This is a genomic window from Modestobacter sp. VKM Ac-2986, from assembly GCF_026967795.1.
Classification (GTDB): Bacteria; Actinomycetota; Actinomycetes; order Mycobacteriales; family Geodermatophilaceae; genus Modestobacter.
Genome location: NZ_JAPVBH010000001.1, coordinates 809,830 through 829,494 on the forward strand (window position 1 = coordinate 809,830; position 19,665 = coordinate 829,494).

Here is a 19,665-nt window from a genome sequence, read left to right on the forward strand (position 1 = left end):
CTGTTTCCAGACATGGCGAGCACATTCCGTGGTCTCCTCGGCGAGAAGCTGGGGATGACCCAGGTCTTCGACGAGAACAACCGCATCGTGCCGGTGACCGTCGTCAAGGCGGGCCCGTGCGTGGTCACCCAGGTCCGTACGCCTGAGAAGGACGGCTACTCCGCCGTCCAGCTCGGCTTCGGCGCGATCGACCCCCGCAAGGTGAACAAGCCCGAAGGTGGGCACTTCGCCAAGGCGGGCGTCACGCCGCGACGGCACCTGGTCGAGCTGCGCACCGAGGACGCCTCCGACTTCACGGTGGGCCAGGAGCTGACCGTCGAGGTCCTCTCCGACGTCACCAAGGTCGACGTCACCGGTACCAGCAAGGGCAAGGGAACTGCCGGTGTCATGAAGCGCCACGGGTTCAAGGGCCTGGGCGCCGGACACGGCACGCACCGCAAGCACCGCGCGCCGGGCTCGATCGGCGGGGCCTCGACCCCAGGTCGCGTCTTCAAGGGCGTGCGCATGGCCGGGCGGATGGGCCACGTCACCACGACGACCCAGTCGCTGAAGGTCCACAAGGTCGATGCGGAGAACGGGCTGGTGCTCATCAAGGGCGCCGTCCCCGGTCCGCGTGGTGGGCTCCTCCTCGTCCGTTCTGCGGTCAAGGGCGGGCCCGTGGGGAGTGACACCAAGTGAGCCAGTCGATCGCCGAGTCCAAGGCGCAGGCGCGTACCGACCGTCAGGTCCCGGTCCGCACGCCGGCCGGGGAGACCTCCGGGAGCGTCACGCTCCCCGGTGAGCTCTTCGACGCCAACGCCAACGTCTCCCTCATGCACCAGGTCGTCGTGGCCCAGCTGGCCGCGGCCCGCCAGGGCACGCACTCGACCAAGACGCGCGCTGAGGTCAGCGGCACCGGTGCCAAGCCGTACCGGCAGAAGGGCACCGGCCGCGCCCGTCAGGGCTCGCTGCGTGCACCGCAGTTCTCCGGCGGTGGCATCTCGCACGGCCCCAAGCCGCGCGACTACGAGCAGAAGACCCCCAAGAAGATGAAGGCCGCCGCCCTGCGCGGTGCCCTCTCCGACCGGGCCCGCGAGGACCGCGTCCACGTGGTCAGCGCCTTCGTCGAGGGCGACGCCCCGTCGACCAAGGCCGCGCTCAAGGTCCTGACCTCGATCAGCACCGCCAAGCGCGTGCTGGTCGTGCTCGACCGCGAGGACGTCCTCAACTGGGTGAGCCTGCGCAACGTGCCGCAGGTGCACCTGATCGAGGCCGGCCAGCTCAACACCTACGACGTGCTGGTGGCCGACGAGGTCGTCTTCACCGAGACCGCGCTGGCCGAGTTCGTCTCCGGTCCGGCCCGGGGTGGCAAGGACGGTGCCTCCGTGGCGCTGCCCGACCTGACCACGCCGAGCATCCCGGGCGCCATCCCCTCCATCGAGGGCGAGGGCACCACGGACCTCGACCTGGGCGATTCCCCGGTCGACCCGACGCCGGTCGCCCAGGCGACCACGACCGTGCCGGTCGCCGACGTGACCACGCCGGCCGAGGCCGCTCGGGCTGACGTCAGCACCGATGACACTGAGGAGAAGGCATGAGCGTCCGCGACCCCCGGGACGTCCTGCTGTCCCCGGTGATCTCCGAGAAGAGCTACGGGCTCCTCGACGAGAACAAGTACACGTTCATCGTGCGTCCCGACGCCAACAAGACCCAGATCAAGATCGCTGTGCAGCAGGTCTTCAACGTGAAGGTCCTCGCCGTCAACACGATCAACCGTCAGGGGAAGAGGAAGCGCTCCAAGGGCGCTCTGATGGGCAAGCGCAAGGACACCAAGCGCGCCATCGTCTCCGTGGCCCCCGGCGACCGCATCGAGCTCTTCGGGGGCCCGGGCGCCTGACGGCCCCGGACCACCGATCGGACCAGAGGACTCTGAGGAACCATGGCCATCCGTAAGTACAAGCCGACGACGCCGGGCCGCCGCGGCTCGTCCGTCGCCGACTTCGCCGAGGTCACCCGCGACCACCCCGAGAAGTCGCTGGTCCGGCCGCTGCACGGTCGGGGCGGTCGCAACGTCCACGGACGTGTGACGGCTCGGCACCAGGGCGGCGGGCACAAGCGCGCCTACCGGCTGATCGACTTCCGCCGCGCGGACAAGGACGGCGTGCCGGCCAAGGTCGCGCACATCGAGTACGACCCGAACCGCACCTCGCGCATCGCGCTGCTGCACTTCGCCGACGGGGAGAAGCGCTACATCATCGCCCCGGCGAAGCTGAAGCAGGGCGACCTCGTCGAGTGCGGTCCCGCGGCCGACATCAAGCCGGGCAACAACCTGCCGCTGCGCAACATCCCGGTCGGCACGGTCATCCACGCCATCGAGCTGCGGCCCGGCGGCGGCGCGAAGATCGCCCGTTCGGCCGGCACGAGCGTCCAGCTGGTCGCCCGTGAGGGTCGCTTCGCGCAGCTGCGCATGCCCTCCGGTGAGATCCGCAACGTCGACGTCCGCTGCCGCGCCACGATCGGTGAGGTCGGCAACGCCGAGCAGTCGAACATCAACTGGGGCAAGGCCGGCCGCATGCGGTGGAAGGGCAAGCGCCCCACCGTCCGTGGTGTCGCCATGAACCCGGTCGACCACCCGCACGGTGGTGGTGAGGGCAAGACCTCCGGTGGCCGGCACCCGGTCAACCCGAAGGGCAAGCCGGAGGGCCGCACGCGCAAGCGCAAGGCCAGTGATGCCCTGATCGTGCGCCGCCGGCGCACCAACAAGAAGCGCTGAGCGGGTAGAGGAGCCGACAGACATGCCACGCAGCCTGAAGAAGGGCCCGTTCGTCGACGACCACCTGCTCGCCAAGGTGGACGTCCAGAACGACAAGGGCACCAAGAACGTCATCCGCACCTGGTCGCGGCGGTCGACGATCATCCCCGACATGCTCGGGCACACGATCGCCGTGCACGACGGCCGCAAGCACGTCCCGGTGTTCATCACCGAGGCGATGGTCGGGCACAAGCTCGGCGAGTTCGCGCCCACGCGCACCTTCCGTGGGCACATCAAGGACGACCGTCGCTCGCGGCGCGGCTGACCAGGTAGAGAGAAGACATCAGATGACTTCCCAGTTGGGACAGGAGACGCCGGTCGCCCGGGCCACCGCCCGGTTCGTCCGCGTCACCCCGATGAAGGCGCGGCGGGTGGTGGACATGATCCGCTACCTGCCGACCGACGAGGCGCTGGCGCTGCTGCGCTTCGCCCCGCAGACCGCGAGCGAGCCGGTGGCCAAGGTCGTCGCCTCTGCCGTCGCGAACGCCGAGCACAACCTGCGCCTCGACCCCGCCGCGCTCGTCGTGAGCGCTGCGTTCGTCGACGAGGGCCCCACGCTCAAGCGGATCCGTCCGCGCGCCCAGGGCCGGGCGTTCCGCATCAACAAGCGGACCAGCCACATCACCGTCGAGGTCTCCGAGGTGAGCTCGAGCGCCGAGCTCGCCCTGCGGTCTCGCAAGGCACGGCGTGAGACCGGGCAGTCCGGCCCGGCCACGCAGCAGCAGACCAGCAACACGAGGGGAGGGACCCGCTAGTGGGTCAGAAGGTCAACCCGCACGGGTTCCGGCTCGGCATCACCACCGACTACAAGTCCCGGTGGTACGCGGACAAGCTGTACGCCGACTACGTCAAGGAAGACGTGGCCATCCGCAAGCTCATGGGCAAGGGCATGGAGCGCGCCGGCATCTCGAAGGTGGAGATCGAGCGCACCCGTGACCGCGTCCGCGTGGACATCCACACCGCCCGGCCGGGCATCGTCATCGGCCGTCGTGGTGCGGAGGCCGACCGCATCCGCGGTGAGCTCGAGAAGCTCACCGGCAAGCAGGTCCAGCTGAACATCCTCGAGGTCAAGAACCCCGAGTCCGACGCGCAGCTGGTCGCCCAGGGTGTCGCCGAGCAGCTGTCCAGCCGGGTCAGCTTCCGCCGTGCCATGCGCAAGGCGATGCAGTCCGCGCAGCGCAGCCCGCAGGTCAAGGGCATCCGGGTGCAGTGCTCCGGTCGCCTGGGTGGCACCGAGATGAGCCGTTCGGAGTTCTACCGCGAGGGTCGCGTGCCGCTGCACACCCTCCGGGCGAACATCGACTACGGCATCTACGAGGCCCGCACGACCTTCGGCCGCATCGGTGTGAAGGTCTGGATCTACAAGGGCGACGCCAGCGGTTCGCGCGCCGAGCGTGAGGCCCTCGAGGCCCTCGCCCAGCGTCAGCAGCGCCGCGAGCGGGCTCAGCGCCCGCAGCGCCGGTCGGGTTCGTCGGGCACCACCGCCGGCGGCACCGAGGCCGGTCGCGCCGCCGCCGAGGGCACGGGCCCGGTGGAGGACACCACGGCTGTCGCCGTGGCTGCCACCTCCGGTGAGGTCGCTGCCGAGCAGAGCGTCGGCGAGGCTGCCGGCGCCGAGGGCACCGCGGTGGCTCAGGCCGCCGGTGCCGAGAACACGGAGGCCTGATCATGCTGATCCCTCGTCGGGTCAAGCACCGCAAGCAGCACCACCCGGACCGTTCGGGCAAGGCCAAGGGCGGCACCGAGATCAACTTCGGTGACTTCGCCATCCAGGCCCTCGAGCCGGCGTACGTGACCAACCGTCAGATCGAGTCCGCTCGTATCGCGATGACGCGCCACATCAAGCGTGGCGGCAAGGTGTGGATCTCGATCTACCCCGACCGCCCGCTGACCAAGAAGCCGGCCGAGACCCGCATGGGTTCCGGCAAGGGCTCGCCCGAGTGGTGGGTGGCCAACGTCAAGCCCGGCCGGATCATGTTCGAGCTGTCCGGTGTCGACGAGCCGGTGGCCCGTGAGGCCATGCGGCGTGCGATCCACAAGCTCCCGATGAAGTGCCGCTTCATCTCCCGAGAAGGAGAGGCGTGATGGCCGCCGGTCTCACTGCGCCCGAGCTGCGCGAGCTCTCCGTCGACGAGCTGGCCACCCGGCTGCGCGAGTCGCGTGAAGAGCTGTTCAACCTGCGGTTTCAGGTGGCCACCGGCCAGCTGGACAACAACCGGCGACTGCAGACCGTCCGCCGCGACATCGCCCGGATCTACACGATCATGCGCGAGCGCGAGCTGGGTCTCTCGGTCGCCCCGAACGAGGGTGTGGCATGAGCGAGGCCAGCAACGCACCGGTCGAGCGCGCTGACCGCAAGGTCCGCGAGGGGCTCGTCGTCAGCGACAAGATGGAGAAGACCATCGTCGTCGAGGTCGAGGACCGCGTGAAGCACGGGCTGTACGGCAAGGTCCTCCGCCGTACCAGCAAGCTGAAGGCGCACGACGAGCAGAACACCGCCGGCATCGGCGACCGGGTGCAGATCATGGAGACGCGCCCCACCTCTGCCACCAAGCGGTGGCGGCTGGTGTCGGTCGTGGAGAAGGCCAAGTAACCAACTGTCCACCGGCCTCCCCAGGCCGGTGAGCAGGGAGTACCCTGGACGACTGGCGCGCCCTCCGGGTGTGCGCCACATCCCGGGACCCGTGAACGGACGCACCGGCGGCGATCGCTGCCGGTGCGTCCGCACGTGGGGCCCGGACAGCCGGTTCACCGATCCGGTCCGGCTGTCGACACTGAGACACAGGAGCAGGTAGTGATCCAGCAGGAGTCGCGACTGCGAGTCGCCGACAACACCGGGGCCAAGGAGATCTTGTGCATCCGGGTTCTCGGCGGGTCCGGTCGACGCTACGCGGGCATCGGTGACGTCATCGTCGCCACCGTGAAGGACGCGCTGCCCGGCGCAGGCGTGAAGAAGGGCGACGTGGTCAAGGCCGTCGTCGTCCGCACCGTCAAGGAGCGGCGCCGTCCCGACGGCTCGTACATCCGCTTCGACGAGAACGCCGCGGTCATCATCCGCGACAGCGGCGACCCGCGCGGTACCCGCATCTTCGGCCCTGTGGGCCGCGAGCTGCGTGACAAGCGCTTCATGCGGATCATCTCGCTCGCTCCGGAGGTGTTGTGATCATGGCTCAGCAGAGCAGCGGGAAGACCCCGTCGATGAAGGTCAAGAAGGGCGACTCGGTCGTCGTCCTGTCCGGCAAGGACAAGGGTGCCAAGGGCCGCGTCATCGCCGCCTTCCCCAAGACCTCCAAGGTCCTGGTCGAGGGCATCGGCCGGGTGAAGAAGCACACCCGGGTCAGCAGCAACCAGCGCGGCGCCCAGTCCGGCGGCATCGTGACCCAGGAGGCCGCCATCCACGTGAGCAACGTGATGGTCGTCGACTCCGAGGGCAACCCCACCCGCGTCGGGTACCGCAAGGACGAAGACGGCCGCAACATCCGGGTCTCCCGGCGCACCGGTAAGGACCTCTGATCATGAGCGCACCCACGCGTGAACTGCCCCGCATGCTGGCCCGGTACCGCGAGGAGATCGCACCGGCCCTGATGTCGGAGTTCGGCTACAGCAACGTCATGCAGATCCCCGGTCTGGTCAAGATCGTGGTCAACATGGGCGTCGGCGAGGCCACCCGTGACGCCAAGCTGATGGACGGCGCGGTCCGCGACCTCACCGCCATCACCGGCCAGAAGCCGGCCGTCGTCCGGGCCCGCAAGTCCATCGCCCAGTTCAAGCTGCGCGAGGGCATGCCGATCGGCGCCAAGGTCACCCTCCGGGGCGACCGCATGTGGGAGTTCCTGGACCGGCTGCTCTCGCTGGCCCTGCCCCGCATCCGTGACTTCCGTGGCCTGAGCCCCAAGCAGTTCGACGGCCACGGCAACTACACCTTCGGTCTGACCGAGCAGTCGATGTTCCGCGAGATCGACGTCGACCGCATCGACCGTCCCCGCGGCATGGACATCACCCTGGTGACCACCGCCACCACCGACGAGGAGGGTCGCGAGCTGCTCAGCCTGCTCGGCTTCCCCTTCGCCGGCCAGACCGTCGTCAACGCGACCCGCTGACGCGGTCTGCGTAGAAGTCCCAGGAGACACAGATATGGCCAAGAAGGCTCTTGTCAACAAGGCAGCCCGCACCCCGAAGTTCAAGGTGCGCGGCTACACCCGGTGCCAGCGTTGCGGTCGTCCGCACGCGGTGTTCCGCAAGTTCGGCCTCTGCCGGATCTGCGTCCGGGAGATGGCCCACGCCGGCGAGCTGCCCGGCGTGACCAAGTCCAGCTGGTGACCTCCCCCGTCCCAGGGCCACGCCCTGGGACGGGGTCGGCACGGCTCTGCACCACCGACCAACCGGTCACCTGAAGACGCACCACCGATCGCCGAAGGCCCTGCGCCAAGTCCCCGTGACCCAGCGCGTGCGGAACCGCGGTGAGAGAGGCACGACCAACACATGACGATGACCGACCCGATCGCGGACATGCTCACGCGGCTGCGGAACGCCAACCAGGCGTACCACGACGTCGCTGCCATGCCGTCGTCGAAGCTGAAGACGCACGTCGCCGAGATCCTCCAGAAGGAGGGTTACATCGGCGGCTGGACCGTCAACGACGTGGAGGTGGACGGCCACGTCCGCAAGGAGCTCGTGGTCTCCCTCAAGTACGGCCCCAACCGTGAGCGCAGCATCGCCGGCATCCGCCGGGTGTCCAAGCCCGGCCTGCGGGTCTACGCGAAGTCGACCTCCCTGCCGAAGGTCCTCGGCGGCCTCGGGGTGGCGATCATCTCCACCTCCACCGGACTGCTGACCGACAAGCAGGCGAACAAGAAGGGCGTGGGTGGGGAAGTCCTCGCCTACGTCTGGTAAGAGGAGACTCAGACATGTCACGGATCGGACGACTCCCGATTCCGGTGCCCAGTGGGGTTGACGTCGCCATCGACGGGCGCACGGTCAACGTCTCGGGCCCGAAGGGGAAGCTGAGCCACACGGTGGCCGCTCCCATCACCGTCGAGCGCGGTGAGGACGGCACGCTGCAGGTGCAGCGTCCCGACGACCAGCGCGAGAGCCGTGCCCTGCACGGTCTCTCCCGCACCCTCATCGCCAACATGATCACCGGCGTCACCCAGGGGTACGACAAGACCCTGGAGATCGTCGGCGTGGGTTACCGCGTGGCGGCCCGTGGGGCGGACCTCGAGTTCGCGCTCGGCTTCAGCCACCCGGTCGTGGTGAAGGCCCCCGAGGGGATCTCCTTCACCGTCGAGGCCCCGACCCGCCTGCGCGTCAGCGGCATCGACAAGCAGCAGGTCGGCGAGGTCTCCGCCAAGATCCGCAAGATCCGCAAGCCCGACCCGTACAAGGGCAAGGGCGTGCGGTACCAGGGCGAGGTCGTCAAGCGCAAGGTCGGGAAGACGGGCAAGTGATGACCACTGCAGCGAACACCGCGAAGGGTCCCCGGGTGCACAAGCCCGTCGGGACCGATGTCAGCACCGCGCGCCGCGTCTCGCGGCTGCGCCGGCACAACCGTCTGCGCAAGCGCGTCGGCGGCACGCCGGAGCGTCCCCGTCTGGTCGTCAAGCGCAGCAGCCGGCACATCCACGTCCAGGTCATCGACGACACCGTCGGTCGCACCCTGGTCAGTGCCTCGACCATGGACGCCAGCCTGAAGGGCGTCGAGGGCGACAAGAGCGCTCTCGCCCGTCAGGTGGGTGCCCTGGTGGCCGAGCGCGCCAAGGCCGCCGGCATCGCAGCCGTCGTCTTCGACCGCGGTGGCAACCGGTACGCCGGTCGCATCGCCGCGCTGGCCGACGGCGCGCGCGAGGGTGGGCTGGACTTCTGATGCTCACCACTTCCACGACGCACAACACGATCGAGAGGGACGTCTGATGCCAGGACCACAGCGACGCGGCGGTGGCGCCGGCGGTACGGGTGGCCCCGGCGCCGGCGGCCAGGGCGGCCAGGGCGGCGGCAACGACCGTCGTGACCGTCGGGACGGCGGGCGCGGCCCCGGCGGCCCCGTCGAGAAGAGCCAGTTCATCGAGCGGGTCGTCGCCATCAACCGCGTCTCGAAGGTCGTCAAGGGTGGTCGTCGTTTCAGCTTCACCGCCCTGGTGATCGTCGGCGACGGCGACGGCACCGTGGGTGTCGGCTACGGCAAGGCCAAGGAGGTGCCCGCGGCGATCGCCAAGGGCGTCGAGGAGGCCAAGAAGCACTTCTACAAGGTGCCCCGCATCGCCGCGACCATCCCGCACCCGGTGCAGGGTGAGGCCGCTGCCGGTGTGGTGCTGCTCAAGCCCGCCAGCCCCGGTACCGGCGTCATCGCCGGTGGCCCGGTGCGTGCCGTGCTCGAGTGCGCCGGCATCCACGACGTGCTCTCCAAGAGCCTCGGGTCCTCCAACCCGATCAACATCGTCCACGCGACCATGCAGGCGCTCAAGGACCTCGTCCGTCCCGAGGAGATCGCGGCCCGCCGCGGTCTGCCCCTGGAGGACGTCGCCCCGGCCGCCATGCTGCGCGCCCGGGCCGGACAGGGGGTCTGACATGGCTCAGCTGAAGGTCACCCAGATCAAGTCGGCGATCGGCACCAAGCCCAACCAGCGTCAGACGCTGCGTTCGCTCGGGCTCAAGCGGATCAGCGACTCGGTCGTCCAGGAGGACCGTCCCGAGATCCGCGGGATGGTCGCGACGGTGCCGCACCTGGTCACCGTCGAAGAGATCGTCTGAGCAGGGGAACGTCATGACTCTCAAGGTCCACCACCTGCGTCCGGCCCCCGGCGCCCACACCAAGAAGACCCGTCTGGGTCGTGGTGAGGGCTCCAAGGGCAAGACCGCCGGTCGCGGCACCAAGGGCTCCGGCGCCCGCGTGCAGGTCTCTGCACGGTTCGAGGGTGGTCAGACCCCCCTCTTCATGCGGCTGCCGAAGCTCTCGGGCTTCAAGAACAACAACAAGGTCGTCTTCCAGGTGGTCAACCTGGACCGGATCGCCTCCCTGTTCCCGCAGGGTGGTCGCATCGACCCCGACACGCTGGCCGACGCCGGCGCCGTCCGTCGTGGTCAGCCGATCAAGGTCCTGGGCACCGGCGAGCTCGGCGGGGTGAAGGTCGACGTGCAGGCGCACGCCTTCTCCAAGTCCGCCGAGGAGAAGATCGGCGCTGCCGGGGGCAGCACCACCCAGCTCTGAGGGAGGACCCCTCCTCCGTCCGTCGCGAGCCAGCTCGTGGCGGACGGGGGAGGGGCCTTCTGCTGTCACCGGCCCGTCCGCCCTGCTCCACCGCGAGATCGACAGCGGTGGGGGCCGGAGGGCCGCCTCCGTTGTTGATAGCCTCGATGAACCGACTTGGGGAGGGCACGTGCTGCAGGCGTTCGCCGCTGCGTTCCGGACGCCAGATCTCCGGCGCAAGCTGCTGTTCTCCCTGGCGTTGATCGCGGTCTACCGGCTGGGCGCCAGCGTCCCCGGACCCGGCGTCTCGATCGAGGCGATCAACAGCTGTCTCGAGCAGGCCAACGCCTCCGACCAGCGTGACGTCTACTCGCTGGTCAACCTGTTCTCCGGTGGCGCGCTGCTGCGGCTGTCGGTGTTCGCGCTCGGCATCATGCCGTACATCACCGCGAGCATCATCGTGCAGCTGCTGGTGGTGGTCATCCCACGGTTCGAGCAGCTGAAGAAGGAAGGGCAGTCGGGTCAGGCGAAGCTGACCCAGTACACGCGCTACCTGACCATCGCGCTCGCCGTGCTGCAGAGCACCGGGATCATCGCCCTGGCCCGCAGCGGCCAGCTGTTCCCGAACTGCGGCCAGGACATCATCCCGTCGGACTCGGTGTGGACCACCGTCGTCCTCGTCGTGACGTTGACCGCCGGCACCGCCGTCATCATGTGGCTGGGCGAGCTGCTGACCGAGAAGGGGATCGGCAACGGCATGTCCGTGCTGATCTTCACCTCCATCGCCGCCCGCATCCCGGCCGAGGGCGGGGCGATCCTGCAGACCCGCGGCGCCGCCATCTTCACCGTCGTGTGCCTCTTCGCGGTGCTGGTCATCGCCTCGGTGGTCTACGTCGAGCAGGCCCAGCGCCGCATCCCGGTGCAGTACGCCAAGCGGATGGTCGGCCGGCGGATGTACGGCGGCACGTCGACCTACCTGCCGCTGAAGGTCAACCAGGCCGGCGTCATCCCGGTCATCTTCGCCTCCTCGCTGCTGTACCTGCCGCAGCTGGTCAGCCAGCTGCAGGGCAACACCAGCGGCCCGGTGCGACGGTTCTTCGAGAACTACGTGATCAACCAGAGCAGCCCGGTGCACATCGCCATCTACTTCGGGCTGATCATCTTCTTCACGTACTTCTACGTCTCGATCACCTTCAACCCGGAGGAGCGGGCCGACGACATGAAGCGCTATGGCGGCTTCATCCCCGGCATCCGGCCCGGTCGTCCCACCGCGGAGTACCTGCAGTACGTGCTGTCCCGGATCACCCTCCCCGGGTCGATCTACCTGGGACTGGTGGCCGTGCTGCCCAACCTGTTCCTCTCGGTCACCGGTGAGGGGAACAACCAGAACTTCCCGTTCGGCGGGACCGCGGTGCTGATCATGGTGGGAGTGGGCTTGGAGACCGTCAAGCAGATCGAGACGCAGCTCAACCAGCGCAGCTATGAAGGGTTCCTCCGCTAGTGCGCGTCGTGTTGCTGGGCCCCCCCGGAGCGGGCAAGGGCACCCAGGCGCAGATCATCGCCAGCCGCATGTCGGTCCCGGCGATCTCCACCGGTGACATCTTCCGGGCCAACGTCAGTGGCCGTACCGAGCTGGGCCGGCAGGCGAAGGCCTACATGGACTCCGGTGACCTCGTCCCCGACGAGATCACCGTCGCCATGGTGACCGACCGGCTGGCCGAGCCCGACGCGAAGGCCGGCTTCCTGCTCGACGGCTTCCCGCGCACCATCTCCCAGGCCGAGCAGCTGCGGGACTCCCTCACCGAGCTGGGCCACGTGCTCGACCGGTGCCTGGAGCTCGTCGTCGACGAGGACGAGCTGGTGCGCCGGCTCTCCGGTCGCCGGATGCTGGTCGACGGCGTGTGGGTGCAGCGGGAGGACGACAAGCCCGAGACCGTCCGGCACCGGCTGGAGGTCTACCGGGAACAGACGTCGCCGCTGTCCGGGTTCTACCGCCAGGCCGGGCTGCTGAGCCAGATCGACGCCATCGGCGAGATCGACGAGGTCACCGATCGTGCGCTCTCGGCGCTCGGCTTCACCGATGACGACGGCCCGGCCGGGGCCCCGGCCGCGAGCTGAGGATGCGAGGGTCAGGTGCACGGTGACCGTGCTGCCGCCCTCCTGGCACGACTTCCCGTGCTGGCGAAGTGGAGTGGACGCATGATCCAGATCAAGACGGCACACGAGATCGAGCTCATGCGGGCCTCGGGGCTGGTGACCGCCGGCGCGATCGCGGCGGTCAAGGCCGCCGTGGCGCCCGGTGTCACGACCGGTGAGCTCGACGCGATCGCCGAGGACCACATCCGGTCCCAGGGCGCGGTGCCCAACTTCCTGGGCTACCACGGCTTCACCGGGACCATCTGCGCGTCGGTCAACGACGAGGTCGTCCACGGCATCCCGTCCCCGGACCGGGTCCTGGCCGACGGCGACAACATCTCCATCGACTGCGGCGCCATCCTCGACGGCTGGCACAGCGACTCCGCCGTGACGGTCACGGTCGGCACGCCCCGCGCCGAGGACCTCGAGCTCATCCAGGTCACCGAGCGCTCCATGTGGGCGGGGCTGGCCAAGGCCCTCGCCGGCGGTCGGCTCACCGACATCAGCGCGGCGGTGGAGGAGTCGATCACCGCCCACCCGCACCGCTACGGGATCGTCGACCACTACGGCGGCCACGGCATCGGCACCGAGATGCACCAGGACCCGCACGTGCTGAACTACGGCCGCGCCGGGCGTGGGCCCAAGCTCGTGCCGGGCCTGGCCCTGGCCATCGAGCCGATGGTCACCGTGGGGGACCCCGCGACGGCGGAGCTCGAGGACGGCTGGACCGTGGTGACCAAGGACGGCTCCCGGGCCGCCCACTTCGAGCACAGCGTCGCCATCACCCCCGAGGGCCCGTGGGTCCTCACGGCCGAGGACGGTGGCCTCGCCGGCCTGGCGCCCTTCGGCGTCACGCCCCGCTCCTAGTCCGAGGTCCCGGCCGCACCCCTCGGTCGCCGTCCCGGGTCGCACCGACGCCGGTGCGGCCGGGGACCGCGAGGGGGGACCGTGGGCGGGAGGGGCGGGGGTCACCCTGGACCGGGTTGGAGCCTGGGACGTCCAGGGAGTACAGTGACCGTTGGCGTTCGCGCCGTCCGTCGTCGTGCTGTGGCCGTACGCCGACAGACGCCCTCAGCGAGATCGCCCGCACCACCACGCCCAGCCTCCCGGGTCACCCGGGTCTGCGCGTTGCACCTGTCCCAGCACCACCGCCCTGCCGTTGCGGCACGGGCGAATGCAGTCCGATCGAACGAGGAGGCCGTGTAGGCGTGGCAAAGAAGGACGGGGCCATCGAGGTCGAGGGTCGCGTCGTCGAGCCGCTGCCCAACGCGATGTTCCGGGTCGAACTGCAGAACGGGCACCGAGTGCTCGCCCACATCAGCGGCAAGATGCGGCAGCACTACATCCGCATCCTGCCCGAGGACCGCGTGGTCGTGGAGCTGTCGCCCTACGACCTGACCCGCGGCCGCATCGTCTACCGCTACAAGTGACCCCCGCCGGTCCGGTGTCCGAGAGGGCACCTGCGGACCGGCCACGATCTACAGGAATGAGGGCGGCACCGGTGAAGGTCCAGCCGTCGGTGAAGAAGATCTGTGACAAGTGCAAGGTGATCCGCCGGCACGGCCGGGTCATGGTCATCTGCGAGAACGCCCGGCACAAGCAGCGCCAGGGCTGAGGGAGTACCGGACAATGGCTCGACTTGCTGGCGTTGACCTCCCCCGCGAGAAGCGGATGGAGATCGCGCTCACCTACATCTACGGGATCGGGCCGACCTCGGCCAAGGCGACCCTGGCCGCGACGGGCGTCAGCCCGGACCTGCGCGCCAAGGACCTGACCGACGAGGACCTGCTCAAGCTGCGCGACTACATCGACGAGCACTTCCGCGTCGAGGGCGACCTGCGCCGTGAGGTGGCCGCCGACATCCGCCGCAAGGTGGAGATCGGTTGCTACCAGGGACTGCGGCACCGCCGTGGCCTCCCGGTGCACGGGCAGCGCACCAAGACGAACGCGCGCTCGAGCAAGGGCCCGCGCAAGACCATCGCGGGCAAGAAGAAGGCCCGCTGATCCCAGCACGTCGGCGCACCGTCGTTGGTCCGTAGGGCCGGACCGGCGGTGCGCCTGAGCACGACCGTCTCCCCCGCCACGGCGGGGGAGACGACCAGGCCACGAACACAGACTCAGACCGGAGAGAGATGCCTCCCAGGGCTCGCGCGGCAGCTGGCACCAAGAAGGTGCGCCGCAAGGAGAAGAAGAACGTCGCTCACGGCGCGGCGCACATCAAGAGCACCTTCAACAACACGATCGTGTCGATCACCGACCCCACGGGCAACGTGATCAGCTGGGCCTCGGCCGGCCACGTCGGGTTCAAGGGCTCGCGCAAGTCCACGCCGTTCGCGGCGCAGATGGCCGCCGAGAGCGCCGCGCGCAAGGCCCAGGAGCACGGCATGCGCAAGGTCGACGTCTTCGTGAAGGGCCCGGGTTCCGGTCGCGAGACCGCCATCCGCTCCCTGCAGGCCACCGGCCTCGAGGTCGGGCAGATCCAGGACGTGACGCCGCAGCCGCACAACGGCTGCCGCCCCAAGAAGCGCCGCCGGGTCTGACCGGTCACTGACGAGACGATCTAGGAGTATTTGACGTGGCCCGTTACACCGGAGCCGACTGCCGTCTGTGCAGGCGCGAGAAGATGAAGCTGTTCCTCAAGGGCAGCAAGTGCGAGTCCCCGAAGTGCCCGATCGAGATCCGGCCCTACCCGCCGGGTGAGCACGGTCGTGGCCGCAGCAAGGACAGCGAGTACCTGCTCCAGCTGCGTGAGAAGCAGAAGGCCCGCCGCATCTACGGCGTGCTGGAGAAGCAGTTCCGCGGTTACTACGAAGAGGCCAACAAGAAGTCGGGCAAGACCGGTGAGGTCCTGCTGCAGATCCTCGAGTCGCGCCTGGACAACGTGGTCTACCGGGCCGGCTTCGCCGAGTCCCGTGACATGGCCCGCCAGCTGGTGCGCCACGGCCACATCAAGGTGAACGGCCGCAAGGTCGACATCCCGTCCTACCGCGTGTCCGCGAACGACATCCTCGAGGTGGCTGCGAAGTCCGTCGAGATGGTGCCGTTCCAGCTCGCCCAGGCCAAGGCCGGCTCCCGTCCGGTCCCGCCGTGGCTCGAGGTCATCTCCTCGCAGCTGAAGGTGCTCGTCCACAACATCCCGGCCCGTCAGGTGATCGACACCCCGGTCCAGGAGCAGTTGATCGTCGAGCTCTACTCGAAGTGACCGATCGCCCCGCTCCCGCCGTCTGCGGCGGGGGCGGGGCATCGCTCTGCACCACGGCGGAGCGGGTGGACCGATGTCCGCCCCGCTGGCACCACCTCCCTCACGGCGTCATATGGCGGTCGCCGGAGGACACGAAGGAGAACCACCATGCTCATCGCACAGCGTCCGACCCTCACCGAGGAGACCATCGACGCCCAGCGCTCTCGGTTCGTCATCGAGCCGCTGGAGCCGGGCTTCGGTTACACCCTCGGCAACTCGCTGCGTCGCACCCTGCTGTCCTCGATCCCCGGCGCTGCTGTCACCAGCATCCGCATCGAGGGCACCCTGCACGAGTTCACCACCGTGCCGGGCGTCAAGGAGGACGTCACCGAGATCATCCTGAACCTCAAGGGCCTCGTGGTCAGCTCCGACTCCGACGAGCCGGTGACCATGTACCTGCGCAAGCAGGGCCCCGGTGAGGTCACCGCCGCCGACATCGCGCCCCCGGCCGGTGTCGAGGTGCACAACCCCGAGCTGCACATCGCCACGCTGAACGCCAAGGGCCGCCTCGAGGTCGAGCTGGTCGTCGAGCGTGGCCGCGGCTACGTGCCGGCCACCCAGAACAAGCAGCCCGGCCAGGAGATCGGTCGCATCCCCGTCGACTCGATCTACTCCCCGGTGCTCAAGGTGACCTACGCCGTCGAGGCCACCCGCGTCGAGCAGCGCACCGACTTCGACCGCCTCGTGGTCGACGTCGAGACCAAGCCGTCGATGGAGCCCCGCGACGCGATCGCCAGCGCCGGCTCCACCCTGGTGGAGCTGTTCGGCCTGCTGCGCGAGCTGAACGTCGACGCCGAGGGCATCGAGGTCGGGCCCAGCCCGGCCGAGGCCGCCGACATCGCCAACTTCTCGATGCCGATCGAGGACATGGACCTCACCGTCCGGTCCTACAACTGCCTCAAGCGTGAGGGCGTGCACACCGTCGGGGAGCTCGTCACCCGCTCGGAGGCCGACCTGCTCGACATCCGCAACTTCGGTGCGAAGTCGATCGACGAGGTCAAGCTCAAGCTCGCCGCCATGGGCCTGGCCCTCAAGGACAGCCCGCCCGGGTTCGTCCCCACCTCGGTGGAGAGCTACGACGAGGGCTACGAGACCGACGCCTACCAGGGTGACGCGTCCTACGGCGACCCGGCGCAGTTCGACGAGGGTTCCTTCCAGGAGACCGAGCAGCTCTGACAGACGGACCCTGCCGCCCTCCGGGGCGGCAGGGTCCCGCCGGGTCCGGCACCGCCGGCACCGGAGCACCACCCATCAGTGAACGCGCGGCTCGCAGGGACCCTCCCGGCGGCCTGAGGAAGGACCGACATGCCCACCCCCACAAAGGGCCCCCGTCTCGGCGGGTCCCCCGCGCACGAGCGGCTGATGCTGGCCAACCTGGCCACCTCGCTGTTCGAGCACGGCCGGATCACCACCACCGAGACCAAGGCCAAGCGGCTCCGCCCGCTGGCCGAGAAGCTCATCACCTTCGCCAAGCGCGGCGACCTGCACGCGCGTCGTCAGGTGATGACGACGATCCGCGACAAGTCCGTCGTCCACCACCTGTTCGCCGAGATCGGCCCGCGCTTCGCGGACCGTCCGGGCGGCTACACCCGCATCGTCAAGGTCGGTCCCCGCAAGGGCGACAACGCCCCCATGGCGATCATCGAGCTGGTCGAGGGCCAGACCGTGGCGCAGCAGGCCGTCGGCGAGGCCGAGCAGGCCCGCGGCAGCCGGTTCGCCTCCGGTGCCGGCTCCTCCGCCGCCGCCACGGGTGCCGGGTCCGCCTCGGCTGCCGGTGAGGTCACCGCCGACGCCACCGAGCCGGGTCTCGTCGACACCGACGTGACCACCGGCCCGGGCGGGGACACCAGCCCCGCCGTCGTCGCCGGGGCCGAGGGCCTCGACGAGGCCGAGGCCGTCGTCACCGACGTCTACAACCCCGACGGCGACCGCCAGGACGACGGCAGCGTCACCCCGCAGCCGACCGCCGAGAACGCCGCCGTCGTCGACGACCCGACCCTGTCGCCGGAGGTCGCCAACGCGGCCGCCGCCGAGGTCGAGGCCGCCGAGCTCGGCGACGCCGCCACCGCGGGCCGTCAGGCCCCCGGCGGCGAGCCCGAGGTCGACCCCAAGTGACCTCAGCCGTCTCCTGACGGTCAGCTCCGTGGAGCACCTGAACGCCGACGAGCCCGCCACCGACACCGGTGGCGGGCTCGTCCGCGTCCGCCTGGAGGTCTCCTACGACGGGACGGCGTTGCACGGCTGGGCCCGCCAGCCCGGTCAGCGCACCGTGCAGGGGGAGCTGGAGCTGGGGCTCGCGACGGTGCTGCGCCGCGACGTCGACCTCACCGTGGCCGGCCGCACCGACGCCGGGGTGCACGCCACCGGGCAGGTGGCACACGCCGACCTGCCGGCAGAGCTGCTGGAGCAGCACGCGGGCAAGCTGCTGCGCCGGCTGCGCGGGGTCCTGCCCGCCGACATCGCCGTGACCGGGGTGCAGGTGGTCAGCCCGGACTTCGACGCCCGGTTCGCCGCCCTCCGGCGTCACTACGTCTACCGGCTCACCGACGCCGAGTCCGGCCCCCCGCCGCTGCGGCGTGCGGACACCGCCGCGTGGGGCCGCCGCCTGGACGCCGGCCGCATGCGGGTCGCCGCCGCCCTGTTGCTGGGGCAGCAGGACTTCGCCGCGTACTGCCGGCGGCGCGAGGGCGCCACGACCATCCGCACACTGCTGCAGCTCGACGTCGAGCGGCACGGCGAGGTCATCGAGATCCGTGCGTCGGCGGACGCGTTCTGCCACTCGATGGTGCGCAGCCTGGTCGGCGCGCTCATCGCCGTGGGCGAGGGACGGCGTGAGCCCGGCTGGCCGGCGTCCCTGCTGTCGCTGACCAGCCGCGCCAACGACGTCCCGGTCGCCCCGGCCGGCGGGCTGACCCTCGTCCGGGTCGACTACCCCGAGGAGTCGCAGCTCGCCGCCCGGGCGCTGGTCACCCGGGCCAAGCGCGCCGCGGACACGGATCCGGCCCCCTGACGGCCCGTCAGGGGAGCGCGGCGACCGCCTCGGTCACCGGGGTGTCACCGGACAGCAGTTCGACCACCAGGCCGTCCTTGGGGTGGTCCAGCAGCTCCAGCAGGACGGCGGCGACGTCGTCGCGGGGCACCTGCCCGTGCTCGGTGAGGTGCTCGAGCCGTACCCGGCCGGTGCCGGGGTCGTCGGTCAGGCCACCGGGCCGCACCACCATCGGCGCCAGCCCCGAGCGGGACAGCACGTCCTCCTCGGCGGCGAGCTTGGCGCGCAGGTAGGCGACGAAGACCTCGTCCACGCCCTCGGGGGTGGCCCCGCCGGCTACCTGCTCGACGCCCATCGAGGACACGAGCAGGTAGGGGCGCACCCCGGCGGCCTCCGCGGCCCGGGCCAGCAGGACGGCGGCACCGCGGTCGACGGTGTCCTTGCGGGCGATGCCGCTGTTCGGGCCACCGCCCGCGGCGAAGACCACCGCGTCGGCGCCGGACACGACGGCGGTGACCTCCTCGACCGAGGCCTGCTCCAGGTCGAGCACGACCGGCTCGACGCCGTCGGCCTCGAGGTCGGCGCGGTGGTCGGGGTTGCGGACGACGCCGACGGCGGTGTCCCCCCGGCCGCTGAGCAGCCGGCCGAGGCGGCGGGCGATCTGTCCATGGGCTCCTGCGATGACGACGCGCATGCCCGGCGTCTACCCGACGGTGGGCCCCGGCAGTCGCGCGTCGGCCGCGGTGCGCGCCCGGGCCAGCTCGGCCGGGGTGTCGCAGTCGGTCCACGGCGCCGGCTCACCGGCTCGGACCACCGGGAGGTGCCGCGTGACCGTCAGCGGGGCCAGCAGCCCGCGCAGTGGTGCGTGTGGCCGCGCCCCGGCCGAGGCCGCGCGCAGCGACGCCGTCCGCCAGACGCCGAGCAGGAGCTGGTCGCGCCCGGTCCCGTCGACCACGAGCACCCCGTCCCCGGTGAGCCGTTCCCGCAGCTGGTCGACCAGGTCGCGGGTCACGAACGGCAGGTCGGCGGCCAGCACCGCGACCACCTCGGTCCCCGGCGACACGGCGGCCAGACCCGCGGCCAGCGCCGGCACCGGCCCGCCGCCCGGCGGGGTCTCCCGGACCAGCAGGACGCCGTCCGGGACCGGCTGCGACGGGCCGACGACGACGCGCTGCACCGCGCCCTCGACCGCGTCGAGCACGGTCGCGAGCATGGTGCGTCCACCGACGTCCAGCTGCGGCTTGGCCTGCCCGCCGAGCCGGGCCGACCGGCCACCGGCGAGGACGACGGCGGCGAAGGGCGGCAACGGGCTCATGCGGGGAACG

Annotated in this window: 33 protein-coding genes; 31 read left to right on the top strand and 2 right to left on the bottom strand. The window is 70.3% G+C overall.

Annotated elements, in window-relative coordinates:
* The first annotated feature begins 12 nt into the window (after nt 1-12).
* The 31 genes from rplC (at nt 13) to truA (ending at nt 18,361) form a co-directional block, all read left to right on the top strand.
* Complete coding sequence (gene rplC, locus O2W14_RS03945; RefSeq protein ID WP_269174781.1) at nt 13-678, top strand: 50S ribosomal protein L3; 666 nt, start codon at nt 13-15, stop codon at nt 676-678.
* On the top strand, nt 675-1,577 hold the full coding sequence (gene rplD / locus O2W14_RS03950) for a 50S ribosomal protein L4 (protein ID WP_269174782.1): 903 nt from the start codon (nt 675-677) through the stop codon (nt 1,575-1,577). The genes rplC and rplD overlap by 4 nt, the downstream gene beginning before the upstream one ends.
* Nucleotides 1,574-1,876 (top strand): 50S ribosomal protein L23, encoded by a 303-nt coding sequence (gene rplW, locus O2W14_RS03955; protein ID WP_163612613.1) that lies wholly within the window; start codon nt 1,574-1,576, stop codon nt 1,874-1,876. Before rplD ends, rplW begins: the two co-directional genes overlap by 4 nt.
* Nucleotides 1,877-1,918: 42 nt before the next feature.
* Nucleotides 1,919-2,752, top strand: a complete 834-nt coding sequence (gene rplB, locus O2W14_RS03960; RefSeq protein ID WP_222194241.1) for a 50S ribosomal protein L2 — start codon at nt 1,919-1,921, stop codon at nt 2,750-2,752.
* A 22-nt stretch (nt 2,753-2,774) separates the two neighbouring features.
* Complete coding sequence (gene rpsS, locus O2W14_RS03965; protein WP_269174783.1) at nt 2,775-3,056, top strand: 30S ribosomal protein S19; 282 nt, start codon at nt 2,775-2,777, stop codon at nt 3,054-3,056.
* A 22-nt stretch (nt 3,057-3,078) separates the two neighbouring features.
* Nucleotides 3,079-3,546, top strand: a complete 468-nt coding sequence (gene rplV, locus O2W14_RS03970; RefSeq protein ID WP_442928820.1) for a 50S ribosomal protein L22 — start codon at nt 3,079-3,081, stop codon at nt 3,544-3,546.
* Nucleotides 3,546-4,457 carry a 30S ribosomal protein S3 gene (gene rpsC / locus O2W14_RS03975; protein ID WP_163612617.1) on the top strand — a complete coding sequence of 304 codons (912 nt, stop codon included), beginning with the start codon at nt 3,546-3,548 and terminating at the stop codon, nt 4,455-4,457. Before rplV ends, rpsC begins: the two co-directional genes overlap by 1 nt.
* Nucleotides 4,458-4,459: 2 nt before the next feature.
* A complete protein-coding gene (gene rplP / locus O2W14_RS03980; protein ID WP_163612618.1) occupies nt 4,460-4,876 on the top strand; it encodes a 50S ribosomal protein L16 in 417 nt (138 codons plus the stop codon).
* Entirely contained in the window at nt 4,876-5,109 is a 234-nt protein-coding gene (gene rpmC / locus O2W14_RS03985; protein ID WP_091061857.1) for a 50S ribosomal protein L29, read from the top strand. Before rplP ends, rpmC begins: the two co-directional genes overlap by 1 nt.
* A complete protein-coding gene (gene rpsQ, locus O2W14_RS03990) occupies nt 5,106-5,384 on the top strand; it encodes a 30S ribosomal protein S17 (RefSeq protein ID WP_269174784.1) in 279 nt (92 codons plus the stop codon). The genes rpmC and rpsQ overlap by 4 nt, the downstream gene beginning before the upstream one ends.
* Nucleotides 5,385-5,585: 201 nt before the next feature.
* Nucleotides 5,586-5,954: a 50S ribosomal protein L14 gene (gene rplN, locus O2W14_RS03995; RefSeq protein WP_029433456.1), complete on the top strand. Its 369-nt coding sequence runs from the start codon at nt 5,586-5,588 to the stop codon at nt 5,952-5,954.
* Between the two features lie 2 nt (nt 5,955-5,956).
* A complete protein-coding gene (gene rplX / locus O2W14_RS04000; protein ID WP_442928821.1) occupies nt 5,957-6,304 on the top strand; it encodes a 50S ribosomal protein L24 in 348 nt (115 codons plus the stop codon).
* 2 nt (nt 6,305-6,306) lie between these two features.
* Complete coding sequence (gene rplE, locus O2W14_RS04005) at nt 6,307-6,891, top strand: 50S ribosomal protein L5 (protein ID WP_331253569.1); 585 nt, start codon at nt 6,307-6,309, stop codon at nt 6,889-6,891.
* Between the two features lie 34 nt (nt 6,892-6,925).
* Nucleotides 6,926-7,111, top strand: a complete 186-nt coding sequence (locus tag O2W14_RS04010) for a type Z 30S ribosomal protein S14 (RefSeq protein WP_014742845.1) — start codon at nt 6,926-6,928, stop codon at nt 7,109-7,111.
* 162 nt (nt 7,112-7,273) lie between these two features.
* Nucleotides 7,274-7,684 (top strand): 30S ribosomal protein S8, encoded by a 411-nt coding sequence (gene rpsH, locus O2W14_RS04015; protein ID WP_269174785.1) that lies wholly within the window; start codon nt 7,274-7,276, stop codon nt 7,682-7,684.
* Between the two features lie 14 nt (nt 7,685-7,698).
* Nucleotides 7,699-8,238 carry a 50S ribosomal protein L6 gene (gene rplF / locus O2W14_RS04020; protein WP_163612622.1) on the top strand — a complete coding sequence of 180 codons (540 nt, stop codon included), beginning with the start codon at nt 7,699-7,701 and terminating at the stop codon, nt 8,236-8,238.
* Nucleotides 8,238-8,654, top strand: a complete 417-nt coding sequence (gene rplR, locus O2W14_RS04025; RefSeq protein WP_269174786.1) for a 50S ribosomal protein L18 — start codon at nt 8,238-8,240, stop codon at nt 8,652-8,654. The genes rplF and rplR overlap by 1 nt, the downstream gene beginning before the upstream one ends.
* Before the next feature lie 46 nt (nt 8,655-8,700).
* On the top strand, nt 8,701-9,354 hold the full coding sequence (gene rpsE, locus O2W14_RS04030) for a 30S ribosomal protein S5 (RefSeq protein WP_237496110.1): 654 nt from the start codon (nt 8,701-8,703) through the stop codon (nt 9,352-9,354).
* 1 nt (nt 9,355) lies between these two features.
* A complete protein-coding gene (gene rpmD / locus O2W14_RS04035) occupies nt 9,356-9,538 on the top strand; it encodes a 50S ribosomal protein L30 (protein ID WP_014742840.1) in 183 nt (60 codons plus the stop codon).
* A gap of 13 nt (nt 9,539-9,551) precedes the next feature.
* The gene (gene rplO, locus O2W14_RS04040) at nt 9,552-9,995 is read left to right on the top strand and encodes a 50S ribosomal protein L15 (RefSeq protein ID WP_269174787.1); all 444 of its coding nucleotides are present in this window, start codon (nt 9,552-9,554) and stop codon (nt 9,993-9,995) included.
* A gap of 169 nt (nt 9,996-10,164) precedes the next feature.
* Nucleotides 10,165-11,475: a preprotein translocase subunit SecY gene (secY, locus tag O2W14_RS04045; RefSeq protein ID WP_269174788.1), complete on the top strand. Its 1,311-nt coding sequence runs from the start codon at nt 10,165-10,167 to the stop codon at nt 11,473-11,475.
* Nucleotides 11,476-11,483: 8 nt separating this feature from the next.
* Nucleotides 11,484-12,092, top strand: a complete 609-nt coding sequence (locus O2W14_RS04050) for an adenylate kinase (protein ID WP_331253570.1) — start codon at nt 11,484-11,486, stop codon at nt 12,090-12,092.
* An 81-nt stretch (nt 12,093-12,173) separates the two neighbouring features.
* Nucleotides 12,174-12,977, top strand: a complete 804-nt coding sequence (gene map / locus O2W14_RS04055; RefSeq protein ID WP_269174790.1) for a type I methionyl aminopeptidase — start codon at nt 12,174-12,176, stop codon at nt 12,975-12,977.
* A gap of 341 nt (nt 12,978-13,318) precedes the next feature.
* Nucleotides 13,319-13,540 (top strand): translation initiation factor IF-1, encoded by a 222-nt coding sequence (gene infA / locus O2W14_RS04060; RefSeq protein WP_012950459.1) that lies wholly within the window; start codon nt 13,319-13,321, stop codon nt 13,538-13,540.
* Nucleotides 13,541-13,611: 71 nt separating this feature from the next.
* On the top strand, nt 13,612-13,725 hold the full coding sequence (gene rpmJ, locus O2W14_RS04065) for a 50S ribosomal protein L36 (protein ID WP_014742835.1): 114 nt from the start codon (nt 13,612-13,614) through the stop codon (nt 13,723-13,725).
* A 14-nt stretch (nt 13,726-13,739) separates the two neighbouring features.
* Nucleotides 13,740-14,114, top strand: a complete 375-nt coding sequence (gene rpsM, locus O2W14_RS04070) for a 30S ribosomal protein S13 (RefSeq protein WP_036334299.1) — start codon at nt 13,740-13,742, stop codon at nt 14,112-14,114.
* 128 nt (nt 14,115-14,242) lie between these two features.
* A complete protein-coding gene (gene rpsK / locus O2W14_RS04075; protein WP_163612630.1) occupies nt 14,243-14,650 on the top strand; it encodes a 30S ribosomal protein S11 in 408 nt (135 codons plus the stop codon).
* A 35-nt stretch (nt 14,651-14,685) separates the two neighbouring features.
* The gene (gene rpsD, locus O2W14_RS04080; RefSeq protein ID WP_269174791.1) at nt 14,686-15,312 is read left to right on the top strand and encodes a 30S ribosomal protein S4; all 627 of its coding nucleotides are present in this window, start codon (nt 14,686-14,688) and stop codon (nt 15,310-15,312) included.
* A gap of 147 nt (nt 15,313-15,459) precedes the next feature.
* Nucleotides 15,460-16,527, top strand: coding sequence for a DNA-directed RNA polymerase subunit alpha (locus O2W14_RS04085; RefSeq protein WP_269174792.1), 1,068 nt, complete (start codon nt 15,460-15,462; stop codon nt 16,525-16,527).
* A 129-nt stretch (nt 16,528-16,656) separates the two neighbouring features.
* Complete coding sequence (gene rplQ / locus O2W14_RS19990) at nt 16,657-17,466, top strand: 50S ribosomal protein L17 (RefSeq protein WP_442928822.1); 810 nt, start codon at nt 16,657-16,659, stop codon at nt 17,464-17,466.
* A gap of 28 nt (nt 17,467-17,494) precedes the next feature.
* The gene (gene truA, locus O2W14_RS04095; protein ID WP_269174793.1) at nt 17,495-18,361 is read left to right on the top strand and encodes a tRNA pseudouridine(38-40) synthase TruA; all 867 of its coding nucleotides are present in this window, start codon (nt 17,495-17,497) and stop codon (nt 18,359-18,361) included.
* A gap of 7 nt (nt 18,362-18,368) precedes the next feature.
* Here truA and O2W14_RS04100 read toward each other — a convergent pair whose 3' ends face one another.
* Both O2W14_RS04100 and mobA read right to left on the bottom strand, forming a co-directional pair.
* Nucleotides 18,369-19,034 carry an SDR family oxidoreductase gene (locus O2W14_RS04100; RefSeq protein WP_269174794.1) on the bottom strand — a complete coding sequence of 222 codons (666 nt, stop codon included), beginning with the start codon at nt 19,032-19,034 and terminating at the stop codon, nt 18,369-18,371.
* A 9-nt stretch (nt 19,035-19,043) separates the two neighbouring features.
* Nucleotides 19,044-19,655: a molybdenum cofactor guanylyltransferase gene (gene mobA / locus O2W14_RS04105; protein ID WP_269174795.1), complete on the bottom strand. Its 612-nt coding sequence runs from the start codon at nt 19,653-19,655 to the stop codon at nt 19,044-19,046.
* Nucleotides 19,656-19,665: the final 10 nt, after the last annotated feature.